The sequence below is a fragment of the Halostagnicola alkaliphila genome (assembly GCF_055379965.1).
The window spans coordinates 425628-449429 of sequence record NZ_AP043825.1 but is presented as its reverse complement, the minus strand read 5'-3'; the positions used below and the strand labels follow the sequence as shown (position 1 = coordinate 449429).

The 23802-nt window shown below is 50.8% G+C and carries 15 protein-coding genes and 3 pseudogenes; 6 read left to right on the top strand and 12 right to left on the bottom strand.

What is annotated here, in order from left to right:
• Positions 1-665 precede the first annotated feature (665 nt).
• Positions 666-1589, bottom strand: a complete 924-nt coding sequence (locus ACZ5C7_RS04355; protein ID WP_464374878.1) for a hypothetical protein — start codon at positions 1587-1589, stop codon at positions 666-668.
• Between the two features lie 341 nt (positions 1590-1930).
• On the opposite strand from ACZ5C7_RS04355, the gene ACZ5C7_RS04350 reads away from it, so the two are divergent.
• On the top strand, positions 1931-2095 hold the full coding sequence (locus ACZ5C7_RS04350) for a hypothetical protein (RefSeq protein WP_464375263.1): 165 nt from the start codon (positions 1931-1933) through the stop codon (positions 2093-2095).
• A gap of 222 nt (positions 2096-2317) precedes the next feature.
• Here ACZ5C7_RS04350 and ACZ5C7_RS04345 read toward each other — a convergent pair whose 3' ends face one another.
• The gene (locus ACZ5C7_RS04345) at positions 2318-3088 is read right to left on the bottom strand and encodes an enoyl-CoA hydratase/isomerase family protein (protein WP_464374877.1); all 771 of its coding nucleotides are present in this window, start codon (positions 3086-3088) and stop codon (positions 2318-2320) included.
• Between the two features lie 433 nt (positions 3089-3521).
• Between ACZ5C7_RS04345 and ACZ5C7_RS04340 the strand changes: the two are divergent.
• A pseudogene (locus ACZ5C7_RS04340) lies at positions 3522-4563 on the top strand (IS630 family transposase).
• Here ACZ5C7_RS04340 and ACZ5C7_RS04335 read toward each other — a convergent pair.
• The 6 genes and pseudogenes from ACZ5C7_RS04335 to ACZ5C7_RS04310 all read right to left on the bottom strand — a co-directional run.
• Positions 4563-4969: pseudogene (locus ACZ5C7_RS04335) on the bottom strand (transposase); the annotation flags it as partial. The pseudogenes ACZ5C7_RS04340 and ACZ5C7_RS04335 overlap by 1 nt on opposite strands.
• Before the next feature lie 123 nt (positions 4970-5092).
• Entirely contained in the window at positions 5093-6298 is a 1206-nt protein-coding gene (locus ACZ5C7_RS04330; RefSeq protein ID WP_464374876.1) for an MFS transporter, read from the bottom strand.
• Between the two features lie 248 nt (positions 6299-6546).
• Positions 6547-7737 carry an alpha-hydroxy-acid oxidizing protein gene (locus ACZ5C7_RS04325; protein ID WP_464374875.1) on the bottom strand — a complete coding sequence of 397 codons (1191 nt, stop codon included), beginning with the start codon at positions 7735-7737 and terminating at the stop codon, positions 6547-6549.
• A 136-nt stretch (positions 7738-7873) separates the two neighbouring features.
• Positions 7874-9181 carry an MFS transporter gene (locus ACZ5C7_RS04320; RefSeq protein WP_464374874.1) on the bottom strand — a complete coding sequence of 436 codons (1308 nt, stop codon included), beginning with the start codon at positions 9179-9181 and terminating at the stop codon, positions 7874-7876.
• Between the two features lie 227 nt (positions 9182-9408).
• Complete coding sequence (locus ACZ5C7_RS04315; protein WP_464374873.1) at positions 9409-10392, bottom strand: asparaginase; 984 nt, start codon at positions 10390-10392, stop codon at positions 9409-9411.
• A gap of 308 nt (positions 10393-10700) precedes the next feature.
• A complete protein-coding gene (locus tag ACZ5C7_RS04310; RefSeq protein WP_464374872.1) occupies positions 10701-11726 on the bottom strand; it encodes an ornithine cyclodeaminase family protein in 1026 nt (341 codons plus the stop codon).
• 285 nt (positions 11727-12011) lie between these two features.
• On the opposite strand from ACZ5C7_RS04310, the pseudogene ACZ5C7_RS04305 reads away from it, so the two are divergent.
• A pseudogene (locus tag ACZ5C7_RS04305) lies at positions 12012-12725 on the top strand (IS6 family transposase).
• A gap of 25 nt (positions 12726-12750) precedes the next feature.
• Here ACZ5C7_RS04305 and ACZ5C7_RS04300 read toward each other — a convergent pair.
• Both ACZ5C7_RS04300 and ACZ5C7_RS04295 read right to left on the bottom strand, forming a co-directional pair.
• Positions 12751-13845, bottom strand: a complete 1095-nt coding sequence (locus tag ACZ5C7_RS04300) for a LeuA family protein (protein WP_464374871.1) — start codon at positions 13843-13845, stop codon at positions 12751-12753.
• A gap of 1 nt (position 13846) precedes the next feature.
• A complete protein-coding gene (locus ACZ5C7_RS04295) occupies positions 13847-15052 on the bottom strand; it encodes a CaiB/BaiF CoA transferase family protein (RefSeq protein WP_464374870.1) in 1206 nt (401 codons plus the stop codon).
• A gap of 1063 nt (positions 15053-16115) precedes the next feature.
• On the opposite strand from ACZ5C7_RS04295, the gene ACZ5C7_RS04290 reads away from it, so the two are divergent.
• From ACZ5C7_RS04290 to ACZ5C7_RS04280, 3 genes are all read left to right on the top strand, one after another.
• Positions 16116-17039, top strand: coding sequence for a DMT family transporter (locus ACZ5C7_RS04290; protein ID WP_464374869.1), 924 nt, complete (start codon positions 16116-16118; stop codon positions 17037-17039).
• Positions 17040-17479: 440 nt separating this feature from the next.
• Entirely contained in the window at positions 17480-18511 is a 1032-nt protein-coding gene (locus ACZ5C7_RS04285; protein WP_464374868.1) for a Bug family tripartite tricarboxylate transporter substrate binding protein, read from the top strand.
• 236 nt (positions 18512-18747) lie between these two features.
• Positions 18748-20328 carry an aldehyde dehydrogenase family protein gene (locus ACZ5C7_RS04280; protein WP_464374867.1) on the top strand — a complete coding sequence of 527 codons (1581 nt, stop codon included), beginning with the start codon at positions 18748-18750 and terminating at the stop codon, positions 20326-20328.
• A 383-nt stretch (positions 20329-20711) separates the two neighbouring features.
• Here the strand turns inward: ACZ5C7_RS04280 and ACZ5C7_RS04275 are convergent, their stop codons facing one another.
• Positions 20712-22202 (bottom strand): ethanolamine ammonia-lyase reactivating factor EutA, encoded by a 1491-nt coding sequence (locus ACZ5C7_RS04275; protein ID WP_464374866.1) that lies wholly within the window; start codon positions 22200-22202, stop codon positions 20712-20714.
• A 35-nt stretch (positions 22203-22237) separates the two neighbouring features.
• Positions 22238-23371 carry a cupin domain-containing protein gene (locus tag ACZ5C7_RS04270; protein ID WP_464374865.1) on the bottom strand — a complete coding sequence of 378 codons (1134 nt, stop codon included), beginning with the start codon at positions 23369-23371 and terminating at the stop codon, positions 22238-22240.
• Between the last annotated feature and the right edge of the window lie 431 nt (positions 23372-23802).

Here is a 23802-nt window from a genome sequence, read left to right as displayed (position 1 = left end):
ATTTATTCATCAGGTTTGAAAACTTGGGGAATCAAATAGCGAAACCACAAAGAAATCTCTCAGAAGGGTCTTTTTTCACCAATATACCTGTGATAGTAGTAGTATCTAGTCACATATACTGTTTAAAACTGTTGATAGCAAAAATATACTTGACCCATTCGTATAGCAATATAGTTACAATATCACAATACGAAGGTGGTGGTAGTGGCATGATCGAGGGCGTCATAGAACAGTTCGCATGCCTTCTTCACGACTACGCGACGAACGACAAGTACAGGACAAGCAGTGTGCACTCACCGCGAGCGAACACAGTGAGCGAGCGGGCCGACGACCGACCCGTAGGGGAGGGAGGAGTGCTTTTCATCGAAGTTTTGCCGAGGGCGCGACGGAGTCGCGCCCGCAGAGCAAAAGTTCGGTCTGCATCCGTAGTGAACAGATAGTTCAGCTCAAATAGCTTGAAAGGAACGGCATGTGAATCGTTCTATGACACCCTCGTATGATCTGCTATGATCTCAACGGGGGATAAATAGACTGTGGTGAGCGGTATTCGAAGCAACGCGGGAAAACGTAGTAGAGGAAAAGAGCCGTCCAGAGGGAAACTGCGTCGATCCGTAGTGAATGTCTCACACTGGCGTCGGAGACGCTCCGACAGAGTTGACTCAGTTTCAAACGCGGTTCGGTTCGACTGCCAGCCGAATGGATCGATCGATTTCGCTGAAGAGAAACCGATCATACTCCCCCTCGTACGTCCCCATAAGCGGTTCTCCGCTGGTCGTATCGACCCCAATCGCGTGTGGATCGTCCAGTTCGGCGTGCTCGTCAGCGTCGTCGTTCGGATCGTACGCGGTGAACATTACGCTGTTCTCGCTCGCTTCGTAGTCGTAGAGGAGAACGTAATGACCGTCGAGGACCTCGCTTCCGCTCACCGTCACCCCCGCGGAACCGAACGCGTCGATCGCCGCGCGAATCTCGCGTGCCTGTGACCGGTAGTCGATTAACGCCGGTCGAAGGAGCACCCACCGTTCGCTCCAGGCTTCGGGGTGCAGAAACTGGCTTCGGTGGAAACGCTCGATGTCCGCTCTCACGGGCGAACTGGACTCGCCGAGTGGCTCGTTCACGTCGGTGATCTCGCTTATCGAGTCGTGCTCGACGGGGACGGCCGATGGCTCTTCGAAGTACCACTGCGACGCCATCGCAATCCCGAAGCAGTATCCTCGTGTTCCGAACAACCGGTTAGCGTTCGCGTAGAGTTCGTCGGCGATCGCTCGAGCCGGTTGCTCGAACCCGCGACCCGGCTCTACCGCCATGCGGTTTTGCACGACGGATCCCCCCAACGCGGTCAGGTATTCCTGAATGTCGCGCGCAGAGAGGAGTGTAGTCGGCTCTGGCGGCGCGGGCGGCGTCGAGTAATTGTCGAAGCCGAAGCCGTCGCCTGACGGATCGAACTCGCCCCCTCGAGCCGTAGAACTCGAGTTCGAGTCCGGGTCCGACGTCGAGAGGAGTCCCTCTCTCGCTGCGAAAGAAAGGGACCCTACTCCTGCCGAAAGCGAAAGTCCACAGAGGAACTTGCGACGAGTTATCTTCCTCATCAGTGATTTTTGGGTGCGGGTGATTCAGCGTAGGCGGCACCGAACACAATTATCCCACGGATCGTTCACCGTTCGGCCGACGGTCGCGATCGTTACGACCATCGAAACGAGGGGAACGGGATGGGCACATTTGGTCGAGATTGTCGGAACGGCTCGTCCGATTCGGCGGCTGCACAGTTCGATTACGACCGTTCTCTCACCAGTTAGCGATAAGTACTCGAACCCTGCAGTTGCTGGTCCGAACGGCGCGCGATTGAACTGTTCTACGGACCCAAATTTTCTTCTCCGTTGTAATCAACGTTGAAGAACCGGAGGCCGCTGTAACCCGTTGTCACGAGCAGGTGAACGCAGAGTTCCTCGAACGATCTCGGGCGACAGATTCGAGCGGTCAGTTTGCCGACGACGCAGTTGTGCTCGGTATCGAACTCGAGGTTTTCGAGTCGTCCAAGGAACTCTGCGAGGACATCACTGACAGTGTCGCCACTGACCAGACGACGCACCGCTAGGGTATATCGCTTGTTCCGAACGGTAGACGTGATCACAAGAGGGACGATGAACGCCAAAACAAGGACGGGAGTGCAGGATTGACCAGTGCAAGAGGATTACACAATCACATATGCAATTTGACAAATCACAACTGTCGATTATCGGTCGTACAAAGATGGTCCCTCCTTCTCGAGCCGGCAAACTCAGTCTTCCTAACTCCTCTCAAGCGGGTCTGGGAAAAGTCACGCCCACTCCGGGTCACGGTCTTCCCGAATAGCGGCCATCGCTTCCTCGAAATCGTCGTCATCCATCGCCTCCGCTTGGAGTTCCAAATAGCGATCGAGAAACCCCTCGAAGTTTCTATCGAACGACTCGACAGTCGCTTGTTTGGTTAATCTGGCACCCTTTGAATTAACCATCATGTAGTCTTCGATAATTTCTTCGAAGGCCTGCTGTTTCTCCTCTTCAGTAACCAAGTGATCGACGAGTCCGATCCGTTTCGCTTCTTCTCCGTCAACGTAATTTCCGAGGATGTTCATCTTCTTTGCACGCCCCATCCCCACATACTGTGGCAGTCGCCACGTTCCGAGACCGGGCAGAATGCTTTCTTCGATGGCTGTCAGGCCTAATTCTGCCGAACGGGTACAGACACGAATATCGGAGACTAAGGCAATCTGTAATCCGCCTCCGATGGCGTAGCCGTCGATGAGACAAATCACCAGTTTGTCCATCGTCTCGAACCGGCGGAGCGCTCTCTCCCAGGTTGGGAAGAACCGTTCGTCTATCTCACCCTTCGCAAGCTCCTTGAGATCGATGCCGGAACAAAATGCCCGTCCAGCACCCTGGATTGTAATTAATCGAACATCCCGGTCATCCTCGAGTAGCTGTGACACCGCATCTAAATCACGAGTGATTGGATGATGGACCGCGTTGAGTCGCTCCGGTCGATCAAGCATGATTCTGGCAATCTTTCCTTCTTTTTCGACGGAGAGGTGCTCGAATTCCACGTGCATAGCAATTTTACTGCCACCACAGGTATTTATAACCTTTTGGGTGGGAAAGGTACTGGATTGTATGACCTGTCTCTTCAGGACAGGCCTACTGTCGAAGTGAATTACCATCGATGTTGTTTACTCGCTAAATGGGTTTTCGCTCTTCAAGTTGCGGTAAGGGCTCTTTCGAAGGAAGTACTCGTTCGTCGCATAGGCTTCGGCGTCGAATAATTGGCTTAAAAAATGGTGGATATATTCCGGCACTGATGGGATGAAAGCCTGCTAAGTCCCCACGCATGGATGAACGAATGGGGGGCAACGGCTGACAACTAGACAGCGCATTCAGAAGCGCGTGGCACTGAGTAGGCAAGATGCCAAGGAAGCCATCATGAGGCCAAGCCCAACTGCCCGTAATGAGTATGAATACTTTTGCAAGTAGAGCTTGACTTGGGTAATGGGATCACGCCGAACGGAGATCAAGCGTCACCTACCTGAGGAAGAGATTGTTGAAATACTGCGAGAAGCCGAAGACAAGCACCATATTCGACGAATCGGGTTTGTCAAGAATCTCTATCAGGGTGATACGATTCCAGAGGCTGCCGATCGAGAGGGCCGATCGCCAGCCACCGGGACACGCTGGGCAGAAGACTGGAATGAGGGTGGCTTCGAAGAACTCATGCCGAGTTTCGGGGGCGGTAGATCCCCGAACTCGACGAAGACCAACAAGAAAAACTCGTTGAGATGCTTCGTGAAGACCAGCCCTGGGAGTCACAGGAGATTCAGCATCTCCTTCAGGAAGAATTCGGCGTCGAGTACAGTCCGAATTATCTCGGTACCTTCCTTCGGAATCTCGGGCTCTCGTACGCAAAACCACGGCCAAAGCGTCCACATCAGCCGGAAACCCAGACGAAATCCTTGAAGAGCGCGTCGACGACGCGCTCGACGAGGACGACCAGACACACAACAAACGCGAGGGTGAAACTGATGACGGCTGGGTCGTTGACGATGATGTCTGCACCGATGGCGGCACCGTCCTCGGCTTCTTTGATGCGTCGAAACCACAACCATACGATAATTCGCGTCGGGTTTGGTACGTTGACGATCCTCATGTCGAACGACCGCTAGTCAAGACAGAAGATTCCACTGTCGGGTTCTACGCACTCAGAGGTGAGAGTCTGGTCACGTTCAAAGAAACCGAGGAGAAAGAACGGATTCTGCTCGTCTTGGACAAGCATGGCTCTCGTGTTTGTAAGTACACGCGCAAGCGTACCCATCAACTCGGGATTGACCTGATCTTTCTTCCATCAAGCTCACCGCATCTCAATCCAATCGAGAAGGTTTGGGGCGATCTCAAGTGGACGATGTGTCCGATCATTGTTGACAATGAAGACGGATTTAAAGACCTCGTTCAGGATACGTTCGAACAAATCACAGAACGCATCACCTTCGCAAAGAAGTGGTGCCGGAAGTTCCTTGACTTTCAAAAGTTTTCTTAGTTATTATGGTCCCGCTCGCGGCCTTTTAGCCCTGCGGTGACGTAGACTTCGTCGATTTCGACCGGGGCAACGAGATCGAGAGAAGGCGCATCGAGCGTTCTGGCGAACTGCTCGACGCGCCGGTGAAGTGACCGGTAAGAGACGTCAAGTTCAGCGTCTAACTGGTGGATACTCGTGTTGAACCGGAGCAACGAGTAAAACGCGAACACCAGCTTATCGAGGCCGATCTTCGCGTGCGCGAAGGTCGTGCCGGTCGTGGCGTTGGACGTGCGTCCATAATCCTTACAGCGATACCGCTGATACTCTCGGTAGCTGCCGTACTTGATCACCGATTCAGACCGGTAGCGCGGACACTGGAGGCCATTGCGACACTCGCCTCCGAGCAAAACAGTTTGAATGGGAACATAGTCGGGTGACGCTCACGCGTCACCCTTTCCCGCTCCGCTTCTCAGTATCAGCTCTCTCCGACCAACAATTTGCTTCTGAAGAGCATAGTTCGTCAGTATGTGTAGTGTCGATATTTTGAATACTAACTTACGCTTTCCATTCGTAAAGTGAATAGAATCACTATCATGAGGAGCACCGCTAACATTCCGTATCCCTCGACCAAATATCCATTATCAGCAATTATGCCGAAAAGGACAGGCCCGCCGGCGGCGAAAGTTACCGTAAACGATTTTACTCCACCGAGTCCGGTCCCCTGTACTTCGTCCGCAAAGGAGTCGGTCAAGTACGTTTGCGTGATAACGCCCGACCCAAGCATTACGCTTATTAGAGCAGTGATTACGAATAGAATCCACACGGTATTGACTATTGGGAGGAAAAAGAATCCGACCGTCGGAGGGAGAAGAATGCAGATAAGCGAAATACGCACCCCGATGCGGTCGTACGCCATCCCTGCAATCGGCTTTACAAGCACACCGACGGCGAAAAAGAATCCGAATAAGACACTCGCGACCGATGGTGAAATTCCTTTTATCGATATTAAATACGTCGGGTAGAAAGCCGTGAACGATTGCCAGACGAAAAAATAAAGAAACATAACTAAAATCACGTTCCTCATCGCAGGGGAACGTAACTCCGTAAACACCTCCAGCGTATCACGTAACGATTGGGTGTCTAAGGAACCTCTCTTCTTTCCATTTGTAGGAACAGTAACGAGAATGATTATTCCCGATAAAATTAGAAGTGGTATCATGAAACCTATACCCGCTTGCCAGACGATTCCAACAGCAAGGATGGTTGCAACCGGTGGGATTATCGTTTGTCCGAGGTCTGCTGAAGCCATTGTCACACCGAGAGCACTTCCGAGTCGGTCAGGGTAGAGGTTCGAGAGATACGTTACCCTGGCGATAGAGTACAGCGACGTAGCCAACCCCCATATCGCCGTTCCGACGAACAAGATCAACGCGTTCGGTGCGCTAACGACGAGCGCTAGCGCCGCCGCGACGATTAGTATACTTACGGCCATGAGCGCCCGCTCGTCAAAGGTATCCGCAAGCAACCCACCCGGTAGCTGACCGAACGAATAAAAGAGCCAAAGAGTAGTCACTAGGAGACCGGCGATCGTGAGGCTCAGTCCGTGTGCGGTCTGTAGATACGGGATGATAACTGGATAAATCATCCGAGCTCCGATCAACAGCCCGTATCCGATAGTTACCGTAGTTAGGGGCGTGCCTTTCCCACCTCCCCACAGTGCCTTCACTTCCTGTCCGACGATTGTACGAACGTTCATCAAACACCAGATATTAAACGTCTCAGTATTGACATGGATATCTATGCTCGTTACTAGTATTTTTCTATCCAACCCAAGAATCCATCGATTATCAGAAATAGGACAACGCCTTCCCCGATGTTACCGTCGATTAGCCACCGCCGACATCGAACCGAGTTACAACATCAGTCGGATTGTCTGATCTCCTACCCTAGTTTCTCTGACAGTGTTTGCGAAGAGTAGTGACAATAGCGAATAATGGATTTCGATTATTGGCGATTGTCATCGCTATCAGCGGGAATAGTTTCCCGCTCTACAATTGCACGTCTATCAATGTCACCGATTTCAGGATACCCACTGAGACCCATGATACTCTCAACTTCTGCGAGGCAGTTGAGAACCGACTCCCTGACACCATCCTGGCCGGCAATAGCCAGTCCGAAAATATAGGGGCGTCCGAACAGCACCGCATCCGCACCGAGCGCGAGAGCTTTAAATACGTCCGAGCCACTTCGAACTCCACTATCTAGCAACACCGTCATCCGATCACCAATCGTATCAACGATGCCAGGGAGTTGGTCCAGCGCTCCCACTTCCCCATCGATCTGTCGACCCCCGTGATTCGAAACTACGATTCCCTCGGCCCCCCACTCGCAGGCTCTTTTTGCGTCATCCTGCGAAAGAATTCCCTTCAGAACTATCGGCAGGTCCGTCCATGTTCGAAGCCTGTCCAAATCGTCCCAAGTAATCGAGGGATCGTCATCAACCGCCGGATTCTCGCGAACGAATTCCCGCACCGACTGACCGGCCGCCTCTGCACGAGATTGAACCACCGGATCGCTTTCGTAGATGATATTCGGACAGTTACTGATCCCAGCGTAAGCATTCTGAAGATTTCGTGGTCTCCACTTCGATATTTTCGAATCAACGGTAAGAAATATCGCATCATAGCCTGCGGCTTCGGCCCGACGGATCAAGTTAGCCGCGATGTCCCAATCGTTCGGCCAATAGAGTTGGAAAAACCGTAGCCCGTCGCCGTTAGCCGCCGCTATGTCTTCGATCGAATGTGAGCAGAGATTGCTTACCGTCATGGGAACTCCCAGTTCTCGGGTCGCGCGGGCCGTCGCGAGTTCTCCCTCCTCGTGGTATGTTTTCTGTCCACCGATCGGCGCTAAGGCGATCGGAGCGGCGCTGTCGTGGCCGAATAAACTTGTCTCGAGAGAGCGATCAGACACGTCACGCAGTACGCGACTGACGATCTGATAGCGTCGAAACATGGCTCGGTTCTCTTGCATTGTCCCTTCAGAACCGGCACCACCCGCTAAATAGTCGTACGGACCCTTCGGGAGACATTCTTGAGCTTGCTCCTTCAACTCGTGGTGAGATGCCGGAACAGTATGCTCGTTAGTTAACAGTTCAGTCCGCCGACGTTCCAAAAACGAATTGGATACACCGGTCATACTGATTACCGTTTTCGATAGCATATAAAACTACGTTAGTGGATTCGGATTTTGGCATATAGTATATTCCAGATAGTATGGCGACATTTTCGAGATCAGACCCGCGACTGCTAGCTTAGACAGGGCCCTAACTATTCTATTTCGAGTGATATTCCTCCGATGGGGTTTTGATATAAAGCCGGTCGCTATAAAGGAGACCGATTGAAGAGAGTGCTAAAAAGCTGAAAAAGGCCAGAATGCCGAAACTATGACGGAGTCCAACTGTATCCGCGATATATCCAATGATCGTCGGAATGACCGCTCCCGTAAGGTGAGAGGCAGTCCAGAGGTAACCAAAACTCCGGCCCTCGCGCGCTGCTGGGGTTATTTCGCTAATGAGTAAGTCGCGTGCCGGGTTCAGACCCCATTGGCCAATTCCGATAAGAAGCAGGACGATCAGTAATGCATTCGGCGATAGTCCGAGATATGCCAGACAAAGTATTCCGATCGATGTTAATCCAGTAAACGTGATTATTACCGTACGTGGATCCACTCGCCCTAAGAAATAGCCGACCGCTATTTGCGTGAATCCTGCGATAATCAGCAACGTTGAAAAGTAAAAGTTTGCCACGGATTCGGCTTCGAAGCTCGTTCCGAATAGCTCCAATGAATAGCCGTATACACCAACAATGAACGCGGGAATGAACGTCCGCAGTCCTCTACCGGAGAACCCTCTCGTGATAAAAAATGCCAGAATAATACCCATTGGGTAGAGGTATTTCCGTCGGTCGCCGTCCCATATCGAACCATCCCCATTGTCATCACCGCTCGGATTGCTCTGACTTTCAGCAGGACTGGTGTCAAAGTCCCGTAATAGGAAGAATAACAGGATGGCGAAAAGTACCCCGAAAACACCAAGTAACGTAACGATCGATTCCCAGACGAAAACGAGGATAAGTAAGCCGATTACGATAGGGGCGAGCGAGTCTCCAAACTTTGCCGCGCTACCGAAGATACCCATGACCTTCCCCTTATTTTTCTCTCGGACGTTTGCGGTGATCATTGGATAAATCGTCGGGTGGACAACGCTATTTCCCAGTCCGCACATCAGCATCGAAAAACACATAATAATAAATGTACCGTCGAAGGGAATAACCGAGAGATTTGGAAGGATATATCCGATTTGAGGAGCGAGGGCAAAAAACAAATACGATGCGCCTGCGACAAATACGCCGGTCGGAAGAATATACTTCCGGTCGTACCTATCCGCAAGATGACCGACCGGCGCCTGACCCATTCCCGATCCAAGCGAGAACAGGGAAACCAACAGTCCCAATTGCCATAGTGGATACTCTAGTGCGACGGATAAAATCGGAATGAGGGGCGGAATAAGCGAAGAGAGGGCGTTTCGAGCAATGCGTGTCGTCCATATCAGGGCAGTAAACTTAATTTCGGACGTATTCATTAGTGATCGGTATTCGGGTGTTGGTTCGGCGGTGCCTTAACACTCAAGTCGAGACCACTTATGGATACTGAAGAAAGAAATAGAAACATCAATTCCAAAGAATTTCAAAGTATATTACTGTCGGGTCGCAGTGTCTTCTTTCCCCACCGGCTACGGGAAAACGGCGTCAATTATTGCTTCCGGAATTCGATTACCGAGCGTCGAATGGGGAAATGTGGTTACGAACGCTAATATTCGGTAAAGTATTCTTGTATTTCAGCTTCGTCACTCGTGTGCATCAAGCTAACACTGAGTAAGATTCGAGCTTTCTGCGGCGTCAGCGTATCTCCCCAAATATAAGACTCCTCCTTGTAGGGCCACCCGTCGAAACCCCTGTGGGACAAGGCTACGGGGATGGCCTGAGCTAAGGCATCCTCGAGGGCCCCCTCCTGCGTGCTTGAATCGACCGGTTTAGCCGGTGTCCCAGTTGGGAGTGCGCTGACGACCAATCCATCTGGATCGGTATCAATCGCGGCGTGAAGTAACGATCCATCCATCCCCGCCGCCGACGGGATTATTTGAACTCGAGGAAACTCTTTCGAAGATTTCCCCACTAAATCAAATCTCGTACTCGTCGTGTGCTGGCGGTCGGTCGAACGGTAGTATTCCAGGCCGCCTCTTTTATCTAACAGCCCCAAAACGCCGAGATTTCCAGAACTCCAGGCATCGGGTCTACTGCTAACCACTTTCGTTACGGCTCTTGCGCTGTGAATCTCATCGTTTACAACGACAAGCACGCCCCGACCTCGAGACTGAGGGGCGCCGGCGACCCGAACCGCATCCAACAAGTTTCGGTCACCATCGTTCCCGATAAGACGATGATTACGTTGGGCCGCCGTGAGCACGATAGGGATATCGACGTTCACTGTTAACTGTAAGAAATAGGCAGTTTCCTCAAGCGTATTCGATCCGTGCGTGATGACGATTCCGTCCGGTTTCGAAGCACCCTCAGCGAGTTCGGTGATCGATTCGTGAAGAGCCCACCATATCTTCGGTGAAATACCGCTACTGCCTGTGCTCGCGACATCCGTGACGGATACATTCGCGACTTCTCCCACTTCGGGCACTTCGTTCAGGAGTTCTTCGCCAGTTAGGTACCCCTCGATATCTCTCGGGTTTGCGATGGTTCCGCCGGTCGCGAGCACATGTATCTTAGGATGTCGTTCTGACATAGGTGTGTGATTGTGTTTTGTACGGCATAAACCCATCTATAAGAATCATTCTAATCGAGATAGTGTAAACCCGGCCTCGAAAACGAGAATCAGGGGTGCGGAATTCGCTCGCGGCACGCCGTAGCTGATTCGGCCCAACTCAAGCGGGAAATATTGGAGTTGGGAGAATTGAAAGACGACACTATTCCGAGTCTCGCTTGTTTGGAAAGTCGGTTGCGAATTGGAAACCGAAACATAGGCGTCCGTGACGTAACTCGCCCCATTTCTACGGCCACGAGGAGTTCCGATGCATCGCGAGGCCACGACGGTTACGCTCCACTTTGCTGGAACCAGTCCAACGGGAGTTTCATCCCCAAATTAGCATCAACCGCCTTCTCGTAGATCACATTACAGACCGCTGGGAATTGGATACTGACGGCTCTATTCTCGAAGAAAATTGCCTGGTCATCGTTCTCTCTTCCCACCTGCGATCCCGCGATAACCTCCGCCAGCGTCTCATACTCGGTTTCGGTTAAAGCGGTCATCCCGATCGTATTGTCAGTATCACCAACGAAATCTTCCCGGTACGGGTCGTTCGTGCTCGTTATAACGGTATCAGCAGATCGTCTAGCGCTGTCGGGAATTTCCTTTGCTTCGACGTTGGAGACGAACTGGCCTGGTTCCATCCACTCTGCTTTGTAGACCGGATTTTCCGAGTTAGTGCACGTGGAAACGATATCCGCTCCGGAAACCGCAGTTTCTGGGTTCGATACCGCATCGACGGCAATTCCGAGCGAAGAACTCATCTCTTCGGCGTACCGTTCTCGGTTCTCCATCGTCGGACTGTACACCTTCGCAGTTTCAATGTCGCGCACAGCCGCGTACGATTGCAAGTGTGTACGTGCGAGGTTTCCCGAACCAATTATTCCAATAGTGTTCGCGTTTTCTTTCGAGAGATAATCGCACGCCAAACCGGCGGTTGCGCCGACGCGTAATCGCTGTAACTCTCGATCGTTCATAATTGAGAGGAGTTCACCATCTTTTCCGTCGAAAAGCAACACGAATCTCATGTTCTTTCCTTGTTCCACATTGTACCTAATTTCTCTCTCTTCTAGTCGTTTTCGTAGATCGGATTTTATGCGAAGAGCGAGGCGCGGCGGCTCAAGGATCGCTCCCAGTTGGTCGCCGAACCGATACGACTCTGTGGCATCGTCGGACTCGAACCAAACGTTCGACATTTGACGGGAGGTCGCGTTACCTTCGCTGAGCTGGATAAACGCGTCTTCCAACGAATCTAACGTCTCTTCGACGGACAGAAGTCGGTCCGAAACGTCATTAGTAATGAATAGCACCATTGGGTCTGAATCCCCTTCTACTACAATAAGAATTTCTATGTTATTTTATTTAGTTATTATATTTATATAATTTATATTCTAAAAAAATCTTCACTAATATTATTGTATCACTTCCATCACTGATTCTCAGATATGGTTACTCAAGGTCAACTAAAATTGTAGTACAACGGGCTATTCTTTATTGCCTTTCACACAAACAGCCTACCGTTCAAGAACCGGGAACTGAACGACGGCACTGTCTAAATGAAAGTTTGAGGAATGAGCAGATGATGGCGAGAAGTGTCCATGCAACTTGCCAACCTGCTCAGAGAGACCTTAAATGTGGATTGTGATAAGGTTTGGGAGAATGAGCGCACCCCGACATCCGTCAGGGTATTCGGAGTGGGCTACATTTGATGGGTTTGTCGGTTCGGGAGGTCGTTGCAGTCCTCGAATTACTCGGCTTTGACAGTTCTCACGGCGCAATTTGGAACTGGACGAACAAACTTTCAGAGGCACAGAGCGGTCCGCAGACGTCCACGAGTACGGAGTTCTTGTACGGCCCATCAGAACGCAAAGCGTCCTGAGGACGGCGACGCCGTCGCGCGTCGAGGTCGACGGTGAAAAAAGTGGTTGTACGCTGCGATCCACACGAAATCGAAGTTGTTGCTCGAAATCGACGTATTCAGCTACCGTGGGACTGAACCCGCAGCGGCGTTCTTACACCGTATTACTGAGAAACACAATATCGACGATACGAAGTTTTTCGTGGATGCTGAGGGCTATCTGACTGCCCTCGTTCGCTACGAATTGAGCGGTCAGCTCAACCATAGCGACCGAAACCACGTCGCAAAGTTGTTTCAGACCGTCTCAATGTGGATCGACCGCTTTCACTCGTTCTGGCGGGGCAGTCCAGCCAGCGCACGCCGCTGGCTCAGACGCTTCAGACACCACTACAACCACGATCGACCGAGTCCAGCGCTCGATGGCCGATCACCAGTCGAGGAGGTGCTGAACTAGACTGTGGCCTTTCAGTGGAAATATGCTATTGGCTAGAAATGTACGAATGAATAAGACGTAATGCTTCATCTTTATCGATTGGTCCATTTTTTTCGAGTAACGTTAATAGCTGTTGACAGTGGTTGTCGGACACTGTCACGCTCGCCTCTTCTAGGAGCATTTTCGCGGCACCGTGCCCGGTTTGAACACCAAACACGAGTTGTCGTTCTCCACCAAAACGGGTAGGGTCAAATGGTTCAAACGAAGCAGGATCTGAAAGCATAGCCGCAGTGTGGAGTCCCGATTCATGTTCGAATACGCGTGAACCGAGGACTGGCTTGTTATCCGAGACAGATTCCCCTAACAGATCCAGAACAGATTGGCAGACGGGTATAAGTTTTGGAAGGTCCACATCAAACGTAATCTCCTGGTCGGTGGTACCCGCGACGATTATCTCCTCTAGTGCTGCGTTCCCTGCGCGTTCACCGACCGATGCGATGCTGGCGTCAATCTTCTCGACACCCGCAGCTATCGCTGCCAACGTATTCGATGTGCCAACACCGAGGTCATCGTGAAAATGAACTCCGATACGAGACGGGTCTACAGAATCGGTAACCGTTTCGAGAACTTGCGTAATAGAGGGTGGCACTCTTGCCCCAGCTGAATCTGCAAGCGTAATATAAGCAACGTTAGAATATCTATCAAAACCTTCAACCAACACATCCGGTTCTGTGCGGAACGCATCGGTGAGACTTAGATGGACCTCCAACCCGTGGCTGCGAGCAAGCGATATCGCCTCCTCAGTCATCTTGTGAATATTTTCGCGTGGTTTCCCGATCATGTGGTCGACGTGAGCGTCAGACGCCGGAACGATAATGTCGACCGCGTCTGCTTCTGCTACCGCCACAGCCTCGATATCAGCGGGTTTCGCCCGGGCAAGCCCCACCACATTCGCTGATACTTCCTCTGAAAGGGTCGAGATTACCTGTTGATCCTTGCTCCCTGTTGCCGGAAATCCCGGCTGTATATAGTCGAGTCCAAGCTGGTCAATCTGTTTTCCCGCTTTGATTTTTTGTGTCGCTGTGTACGATGTCCCAGACTGTTGTTCACCTTCTCGTAATGTGACATCACTCAATATCACGCTAGATCACCTCCTCTTCCACAAGTCGGTCGAACTCCTCTTTGTTGACCTGCAGCTCACCCATATACACGTCCTCGTTGTGGTGTCCAGCTGGTACACCCATGTGATTGATAGACCCAGGTGTTCGAGAGAACTTCGGGATCGGAGCCGCCGTTTTCAGTGAACCAAAGACGTCGTCGTCGACCTCGACGATATCGTTTCGGGCTTTGTAATGCTCATCGTCGTATATATCAGATATATCGTACACCGGACCGACGATTGCACCGTTCTCCTCCATCGTTGTGATCGCGTCTTCTGTCGAGTGCTGCGAGGTCCACTCCTCAATAATCTGGTCGAGTTCGTTAGCGTTCTCGACACGCAGTTCGTTGGTTTTGAAACGATCGTCATCGATGAGCTCTGGCCGGCCTATCGCCTGGGCGACGTTCTCAAATATTCGCTGTGACGACGCCGACAAGGTCATATATCCATCCTTCGTCTCGTATGTGCCACGAGGAGAAGTGTTCTCGTGTCGGTTTCCGGTTCGCTCGGGAACTCTGCCGAGTTGGTCATATGACTCTACCATACTTACAAACAGGCGGAACAACGGTTCGTACAGGCTTACATCGATGACCTGTCCCATCCCATCGCCAGATCCCAGATCACGTTCGTAGAGTGCGAACATCGCACCGTGAACGGCAAATTGGGCAGCAGTCAGATCTGCGAGGCTAATCGGCGGAAGAAGTGGCTCTCGATCTGAGAAACCGTTCATCTGTGCCCATCCGGAGATTCCCTCTGCAACTGTACCGAATCCAGGTTTATCCGACTGAGGGCCCGTTTGTCCGTATCCTGACAACCGGACAAGGATAAGAGAGGGGTTGTGTTCGTGTAACTCCTCGGGTCCAAGACCCCACCGCTCCATCGTCCCCGGTCTAAAATTCTCGAACGCGATATCCGCATCCTTGATCAAATCCAGAGCAAGCGTCTGTCCCTTATCCGTACTCAGATCAAGTGTGATACACCGTTTGTTCCTGGCAATGGACTTCCACCACAGTGATTTACCTTCATCGAAGGGGGGCCACTCACGTAATGGGTCCGTCTTGCGAGGGTGTTCAATAGTGACAACATCGGCACCAAAATCAGCTAGTTGCGCCGTTGCGAACCCACCACTTATAATTCCTGAGAAGTCTATAACCCGTAGGCCTGCTAATGGCTCCTTTTCCGTATCCATGTCCAGTACATATATAATTCTCCGATATTAGCCTTGTCTTTTCAGCAATGCTTACGAGAACCCTTGGCCTTGAAATACTCGTCGTAAGAGGATGTCATACAATAGTTCTCACGCAAAACATTCGGAGACTCAGGTAAAAAACCCTCGCGATGGCGTTTGCAGGTAGTGAGGTCCAGAACAAGACCCACATAATCACTAGATAGGGGGTGTGAGACGTATTCTATGACACCCTGAACTCCTAGTAATGATCGAGAGAAGTATTGGGAACAGCTGTACAAGTAGTACCACTACAGCCACCAGCTGTCGGCAGGTGGAGTAGGACTATTCCCAGAACTAATTTATTAGAGCAGGTTCGCGGCGCTCGCCTCTGAACGAAACACATCAACTGGGAACATAGTCGGGTGGTGCTCACGCGTCACCCTTGCCCGCTCCGCTTCTCAGCGTCAGCTCTCCCCGACCAACAATCTGCTTCTGAAGAGCGGTATTCGAAATGTTCGCTCCGTTAGCGTGAAAAAGACAGCTTTTTCGTTCGGTGTAACCGAATCGATTCTATATTTATTATCTACTCACCTACATTTTTAATTGAGTAAAACATTGGAATTTACTTCTTGTGCCGTATAAAGCTTCAAAACACGGCTTATTGGCAGTACAGACGGAACGGAGATTTTTACATATGTACTATAGTAAACATCCATTCGGGCGTTTTGTGATACCGAATGACATTGATAACACTACATCGAAAATAGACGCGAATTCGCTCCGACAGACTAAGCGAATCAAGTACTCACTCGGTTGAGTGCGCCCCGAGTCGGCCGAGACGAGCGGAACGAGAAACACCAGGCGGGAGGCCGAATATTTCAAAGAAACTCCGAACCTTCTCGGACAGAACAAGATTTGCACATATACCGACGAAATCGACCGTATTCAGCGACCGATCGAGCCGCCCGCGTCCTGAAGTACCATCCCCGCTTCGCTACGGAGGTTGCTGCATCGGTGACGAGCACGCCAATCATAGGAGGCGTTTTAGATAGATTATTACTTCTAGAATGAATTTGATAACTCGATGGTTATCGAATCCGCCCATTTATTAGCATCATTTCTCGCTATCGGTGCTGCAATTTCAAATGCGCTTTCCCAGCTATTCCTCCGAATCGGGACCGAGAACGGAAAAACGTCCGACGCGATATTTATCGTTATGGTTATAAATTTGATTGTTTTGGCACCGCCGATTTTACTACTATACTATCCCACGTACAACCTTACCAGCGTATCTCTAGTCTCATTTATCGCGGCGGGCGTGCTCGGAACGCTACTCGGACGAGCGTTTATGTATACTAGTATAAGCAAAATAGGTGCGAGTCGGACGTCTCCGATCGTCGCGACGCAAGCGATGGTCGCAACCGTACTGGGCGTGTTGCTCCTAAGCGAAACGCTGTCGGTCGCCCATTTTCTGGGAATTACATTAACCGTAATAGGCGTCGCGGCTATCGCTTGGGAAACTAGTCACGATAATCCGGGCAACCTTTCGCCTCGAGAGTTGGCGATTGGACTGCTCATACCGTTTGGGGCCGCAGTCGCCTACGGTGCGGAACCGATCTACGCGTCTTTCGGCTTCGAAGAAGGAACGGCTGCCCCAGTCGGACTCGTGATAAAGACGGTAGCCGCGACGCTAGGCTTTGGGCTATACCTTCGGTTTCGAAACATCCTCCCGCGACCGTCGACGATACGTACGAATAACGTACAGTTGTTCGTTCTCGCCGGCATATTCAACACGCTGTTTCTGTTAGGATATTATGTAGCACTCGAGATCGCACCGGTGAGCGTGGTAGTCCCGCTCCACATCACCAGTTCGTTGTTCGTAATCGTGTTCTCGTATCTATTCATGCCAGAGCGGCTCGAACATATCACGTGGAAACTCGCAGCGTCTGCAGTAGTCGTCGTCGGCGGCGTCGCGTTAATTATCGTCTTCGGAAACGGCACCGTATAATTGAGCGGCTAGCGGCTTTATGATGAGTGCGCGACGCGCTGGACGTACGAACGAGACCATCATAGCCAAGTGATGAGCGGAGTATCACTCTCATAATCCGGGCCACCAATTGACTAAAACGTTCCACGAGACTGGTCGGGAAACGGCATAGCTTTTGTTCCGACGAGTACGATCTCAGTTACGGGACCGCCTAAAAGTGGCTGGTCATCACAAACACTAGTCGACAGCAAGAGCGGGACAGAAGAAACGGTGCGACGGGAGCGGATTTCCTTGGATAGGGTCGTCAAATGGAAGTGACTGCGAAGCGTGAATACAGCGGATAGTGAGTACTCACAGCCCGTTCACTTCCCAGACCGTTTGCAGAGACAGTTACGAGTTCTGTAACATATCAATTTGGTCATGGAAATGTTTATTAAATGGCACTCCCCATATGGGATCATATGCCAAACACAAATGTTAGCAGGCGACAACTACTACAGGCAACTGGGGGTGCCGCTGCAGTTGGACTTGCAGGGTGTGTAGGGGATGATGGGGGAGATGACGATTTCCCATCCGGTGAGATGACTCATATCGTCACGTACGGTCCCGGTGGTGGGTACGACACGTACGCTCGTTTGGTGAATCCGTACCTCGAAGATGAGTTAGACACCACAATTACGGTACAGAACATTGATGGTGGAGGTGGCCAAGTTGGGACGGTCGAAGCATACACTGCTGATCCGGATGGATACACGTTTAGTATCATAAACGTTGAACAAATGGCGACTCAGCAAACAGTTGAAGACGAAAACTACGATTTGGGTGAAATGACGTGGTACGGTACAGTTGCAGAGGACATTACCGCAATAAGCGTCGCCCCTGATCGTGGCGTCGAAAACTGGGAAGATTACGTCGACCTCGTTCAGGATGACGAACTCAATTTCGGTCATCAAGGGTTGACCTCGAGTTCAGCACTTGGCCCCATCTTAGCTGGTGAACTCGGTGGGGACTACGAAGCTGATCGGGTCGTTGATAACAGCGTCGTTTACGACGGACGAGGGGACATGATCCCTGGACTGGAACGTGGTGATATCGACATCATGGCAGGAACCTACGAATCGATCCTACCGTACCACGAATCCGGAGATGTCGAAATTTTCATGGTGCTGATCACAGACGACGAGCCGCCGGAGCAGACGCCCGACGCTCAAACGCTCGCTGACGTTGACGTTGATGATCCAGAAGGGATCCAGAACACCGTTTCCTCTATTCGGTCGTTCGGTGGTCCGCCAGACGTGCCAGACGAAGAAGCCGAAATAATCGCGGATGCGTTCGAAGGAGCGCTCAATAACGACGAATTCCTGGACGAAGCTGAAGAGTCAGATCGACCCGTAAACTATGCGGGTGCATCTGAAACGACGGAAATCGTTCAGGGCTCGCTCGATTCGTGGGACGAAAACCGAGACCTGCTCGAAGAGCTAGTACAAGATTAATAGCCGATTGTATATTTCCAGAATCAATAGCTTTGAGGATCACCGAACACCAGTTCAATCACCGCACCACTTGAATTCAGGCTATGCCACTATATAGTGCATTTTCGTTCTATGATCAGTTATTGAGATTGATATCGGGTTAAGCCGTCCTATAGACACTTCTATTCAATTGGAAATAGTATAACAATAATCAGAAATTCCTTCAACCTCTACTCTCTGCTCTACAAGCATACAATATGAGTATCAACAAGGCTATCAGCAAATACGCTCATTCCTCGGTAACGGCAGGGCAAAACTTAAGATGGATACATGGGAATTTTGCAGTGATGCAAGAAAGAGAGCTCCGTACACTTTCAGGTCGTACCCGTACACTTCCAATCGAGGATCGAATGTATATCGATGGGTCGTTCGTCGAGGGGGCCGATACGTTTCAAACAGAACACCCAGTAACACACGAAGTTCTCGCAGATATTCCGATTGCTTCGGCTGAACAGGTAAACGAGGCAGTGCAAGCGACTATGCGTGCAAGCGAATCATGGAAGGAACTGAGTGTCTTTGAACGACGGAAGAGAGTCGAACAAATCGCAGATGCCATCGAAAACGCTAGCGAAGAGATTACTGCTCTTGACGTCGCCGATAACGGGAGTTGTATTTCCAAAATGCAAGATGATGCAAGAAAAGGAGCCAAGACACTTCGATACTTTGCCGGATTAGCTCCTGAGCTAAAGGGCCAGACAATCCCCACGGACGATCAAACCATTGACTTCACCGTACGCGAACCGTACGGCGCAATTGCCGGCATTATCCCGTTCAACCACCCGGCATCATTCATCGCGAAAAAAATCGCGCCCGCTCTCGTCGCAGGTAACGGAATCGTCCTCAAACCGTCAGAATTCACCCCGTTATCCGCATTGTACATCGCACACATAATCGACGATATCGATTCGATTCCAGACGGGTTGGTAAACGTCGTCACCGGAGCTGGCGAGGTCGGAGCGAATTTGGTGCAAAACCCAGATGTCGGTCTCGTAACAATGGTCGGGAGCGCTGAAACGGGGAAGGCCGTTATGCGGGGCGCGGCAGATCATCTTTCCCCCGTATTGCTTGAGTTAGGTGGAAAGAATCCGAACATCGTGTTTCCCGACGCGGATATCGAAGAAGCAGCAGCCGGTGCAGTCGGCGGGATGAGTCTACAATGGCAAGGGCAGTCCTGTGGAAGTGGCTCTCGGCTCTTGGTACACGAGAACGTATTTGATGACGTCGTCGACCGCGTCATCAGCGGGTTCGAAGCCATCGAACCCGGAGATCCGTTCGATCCAAACTCGACGATGGGATCGATAGTTTCTGAACCGCAATACGAAAAGGTACTCGGGTATATCGAAACCGCCAAAGAGGAAGGGGCAGAACTCCTCACCGGCGGAGAAGTTATCGATGAGTACGAAACGGGGTACTTCGTCGAACCCACGATATTTGAAGTCGAACCCGATATGACCATAGCGAACGAAGAAATATTCGGTCCGGTTCTGTCCATCATGCGATGGGACGACTACAGCGAGATGATCGACATAGCCAATGGGTTGGACTTTGGACTCACAGCGAGCGTGTGGACTGAAGACTTAAAGACCGCACATCAGACTGTCAAAAAGCTTGAGGCCGGATACGTGTGGGTGAACCAACACGGACCGCACTATCTCGGTGCACCATTCGGCGGATACAAGCAAAGTGGCATCGGAGATAACGAAGGGATTTCCGAATTGCTCGAGCACACTAGAGTGAAGAACGTTAATATAAATGCAAGTGGAGAATTGGATATCTGAGGAACGGAAAGGCTCCCAACTGCATCCAAATTGGGCGACGAATTCGGGTACGTAGCGATTTAGGCCATAATACCGAAACCGGTACAATTCGTTTCTGCTTAAACTCGGGATTCTGAAAGAGCATCGCGGTTTGAATCCAGTTCGAAGCAGCCACGAACGCTTGCTTATTCACTCTCCCGGAACCAAACTTGTCTCCGAAACGGGTGACCGGCATATAACGATGGTGCCCTTGAGCTGAATCGGTGGCCCTAGCTCGCGACTGCTCTTAACCGGTAGAGGGCCACCAGAATTTTCCGAAGGTTGAACTCACGATTGAATTACTCGAAAGAACACATCAGCCATCACAAAATTGAGAAAGGTAGCGTTCGTCTCGGGTAGTCAAATCACTCGGGACGAGACCCAAATACGAGCGATTTAACGATAACGGGTACGGCGTTTGATTCCTGTAACGGTTCACCGATATCAATGTACTCGAGTTGGCCAGCACTCACATTATCGATAGTGATTACTCCCTCGTCCCGTTCGTCCGAAAGTGATTGCTGTATCTGGTAACCGACGTTCTGTGCGATGTCTTTATCGAAGATTGCGATTATCGGATCGGTCTGATCGTATTCTTCGTGAGTCGTGAGTATCGCTTTCGCAATTCTCTCGTAGTTCTTGTACGTCGGAACAGTCCCAGAAACGGTAAACGCCAGTGCGATATCTTTCTGCAACGCCCGAATATCGAAGCTATCCAGTGATGTTTGAATAGCTTGGTAAATTTCCTCAAAATTATCGGTGAGCCCAATTTCGACTGGAACAATCTGGTAATTGCGAATCGGAAGCAGATTCTGTTCAGAAAGGTGGATCGTGTTCCCGCTAACCTGAACGCTGTACTGTGTTGACCCGAGAACGGTCGCTCGTATTCCGCTCTTTGGTTGCTCGATCCTCTCAGCGGTCGCCTCAGCCTGTTCTCTGACGTTCTCTCCAAGAGTGGGGCCGAGATCGCCAAAATCGGACGTTTCATCCTTGTAGATATACTCCGAACAACCGCCCGAAAACGTGAGGATATCCGCATCGAAAATCGTGAAATCCGGTTGCTGGATCGTTATTTCATCGGTCAGTTCGGAATGTCCCGGCGGTTCGTGTGTGAGGAATTCGAATAGCGTATCCGCTAATGCCTCTCCAATTTCGTTTTTCTCTTCCCGAGTGAAATGGTCTCCCAACTCGGGGTTACAATTCGAGTCGGCCAACCTAGCGACAGTCTTTGCTGTGGGTTCGACGCGTTCGAGAATTCCATCTTCATCGGTCGCAAGCAGTCTTGCGCCGACATTGATACACGAAATATCGGATATTTCTCCGCTCTCAATCATCGTGATTTTCGTCGTTCCACCGCCGATATCGACGTTCATTACTCGGGAATCGGTCCGTTCCGAAAGTTCCACTGCACCAGAGCCGTGGGCGGCCATAATGGATTCGAGCGTCGGTCCAGCGCTCGCCGTAACGAACTTGCCCGCCCATTCTGAAAATATGTTGGCGATCCGTTCTGCATTTTTTTTCTTTGCTGCTTCCCCCGTCACAATGACAGCACCCGTATCTATATCTTCCACTGTCAGCCCAGCATCATCGTACGCAGTATCGAACATATCCTGCAGGGAGTCGACATCGATCGTTGTACCCTTCTCATAAGGTGTTAATTGAATATCACTTTGGTGGACGATTTCCTTGTTGCTAATTTCGTAGTTCGACGAGTATTTCGTTCCGTATCGACGAGCCGTTAATTCTGAGAAGGTCAGATGAGATGTTGACGAACCAATATCAATGCCGACACTGGTTAATATTAATTTCTCTACACCTTCGATTTCCGTGGGATTCTCTGGGAGTGTTTCAAACATGGTGAGTAATAATAACGGTATGAGTGAGTCAGTAACTAGTCGTCAGACTCGGTGCCAGTCATGTTTTCGTAATTCTGCGAGAACGTGAAGTCCGGATCCTCGTACGCCTCCTCAGGCATCTGGAACTCGACCTCCTTATCCTCGAGCGCTTCTTCGAACGTCGCTCGAATTTCGGATTCTTCTTCCGGATACTGTATGTTGTTGTACTCTTTAACCGGATCGAAGACACTGTCACGACCCGAGAAAACGAGACTCGAGGGATGCAATGCGAGATATCGTGATGGGGTCGTTGCAGTGTTGAAGTGCTGGTGATACCATAAGGCGGGAGGAACGAACAGCGTACCCGGTTGCCAATCGATCCGCATTTTGTCGTTGAAGTCATCCTGTGGCCACATCAGACTGTGTCCCTCGCCCTCGAGAATAATGACGTTCGCCCCAGGGTGATGGCGGTGTGCCTTCTTGTACGTGCCCACAGGGAACTGGCTGATATGGGACCACAGTGACGTATCCGGATGATTGAATTGGATACTGGCTCCACCTGCACCTCTCTCGCGCCAGTGCTGAATCTTCTCGAACGTGTGGATATCCGGTATGAAGTTCGATTGCCACACGACGGGGAACTTCGTCCCCTCGTACATCGTTCCATCGGTGCTGTAGTAGTCCGACTCGCTTGCGCGTGCGAAGCTGTGGTCGGTCTCGAAGATGAACGATTCGTCCTCAAATTGTTCGAAGAGAGATGGAAGATCCGTTTCAACGATGATCCGTACGGGTTCGTCACCACTCGCGTTGATGTGTTGATACCGTGTATTTCTCGGAATCGCAAAAAGGGCGTTTTGGTCCCATTCGAACGTCGTTTCTTCGCCCTCCGGACCAACAGCAGTAGCGCCTTGCCCGCTAACTACGTAACCGATTTGTTCGTGAAGGTGTTTCTGCGGCTTCATCGTCTCGCCGGGGGGAATCTCGTGAACGTGAACGTCACACATCCCCTCATGACCGACGAGATTGATTAGCGCCCCTTCGACACCTGTTTGTTCCCAATGACCTACTTCACAGTTTCGGACATCCTGCACGTAGTAACCTGTGTGTTGAGGAATTCCTTGCTCTTCGGCGTATTCTTCGTATGCTTGGCCGACTTTCCAGTACTCTGGGCTATCATTTTTTGACCCCATATTTATACAAATACCATTGTTACTATTATACTCTTCGTTCCTTGGTAGCAGATACACAGCTAGTGTAGAGGGATCAGTTCTAGTAACCACGAACCAAATAATGGCGATTACCCACGTGAGGAAGCGCGATTCCGCCAAGTATCCAAAGGCAATAAGTGGATTGACGTGGAATAGGATAATCCGTTTACATAATATGCATTCGGTCGCCACTAGTAACGTTGTGTCCAACGAAGCACGGTCAAATTCCTCTCTTTTGAGGGGATGATCGACGCGATTCTCGCGGAAATAGAACCAAAAAGTTGATGATTGTAGTTAACATTCGGAAATGGCGAACGCTGTTCGCGTTAAATACAGACGTATTATATTCAAATTCGACTCAGACTGGCTTTCCGGAGTTATACAGACAATGAGGGCATTTTTATACAACCATA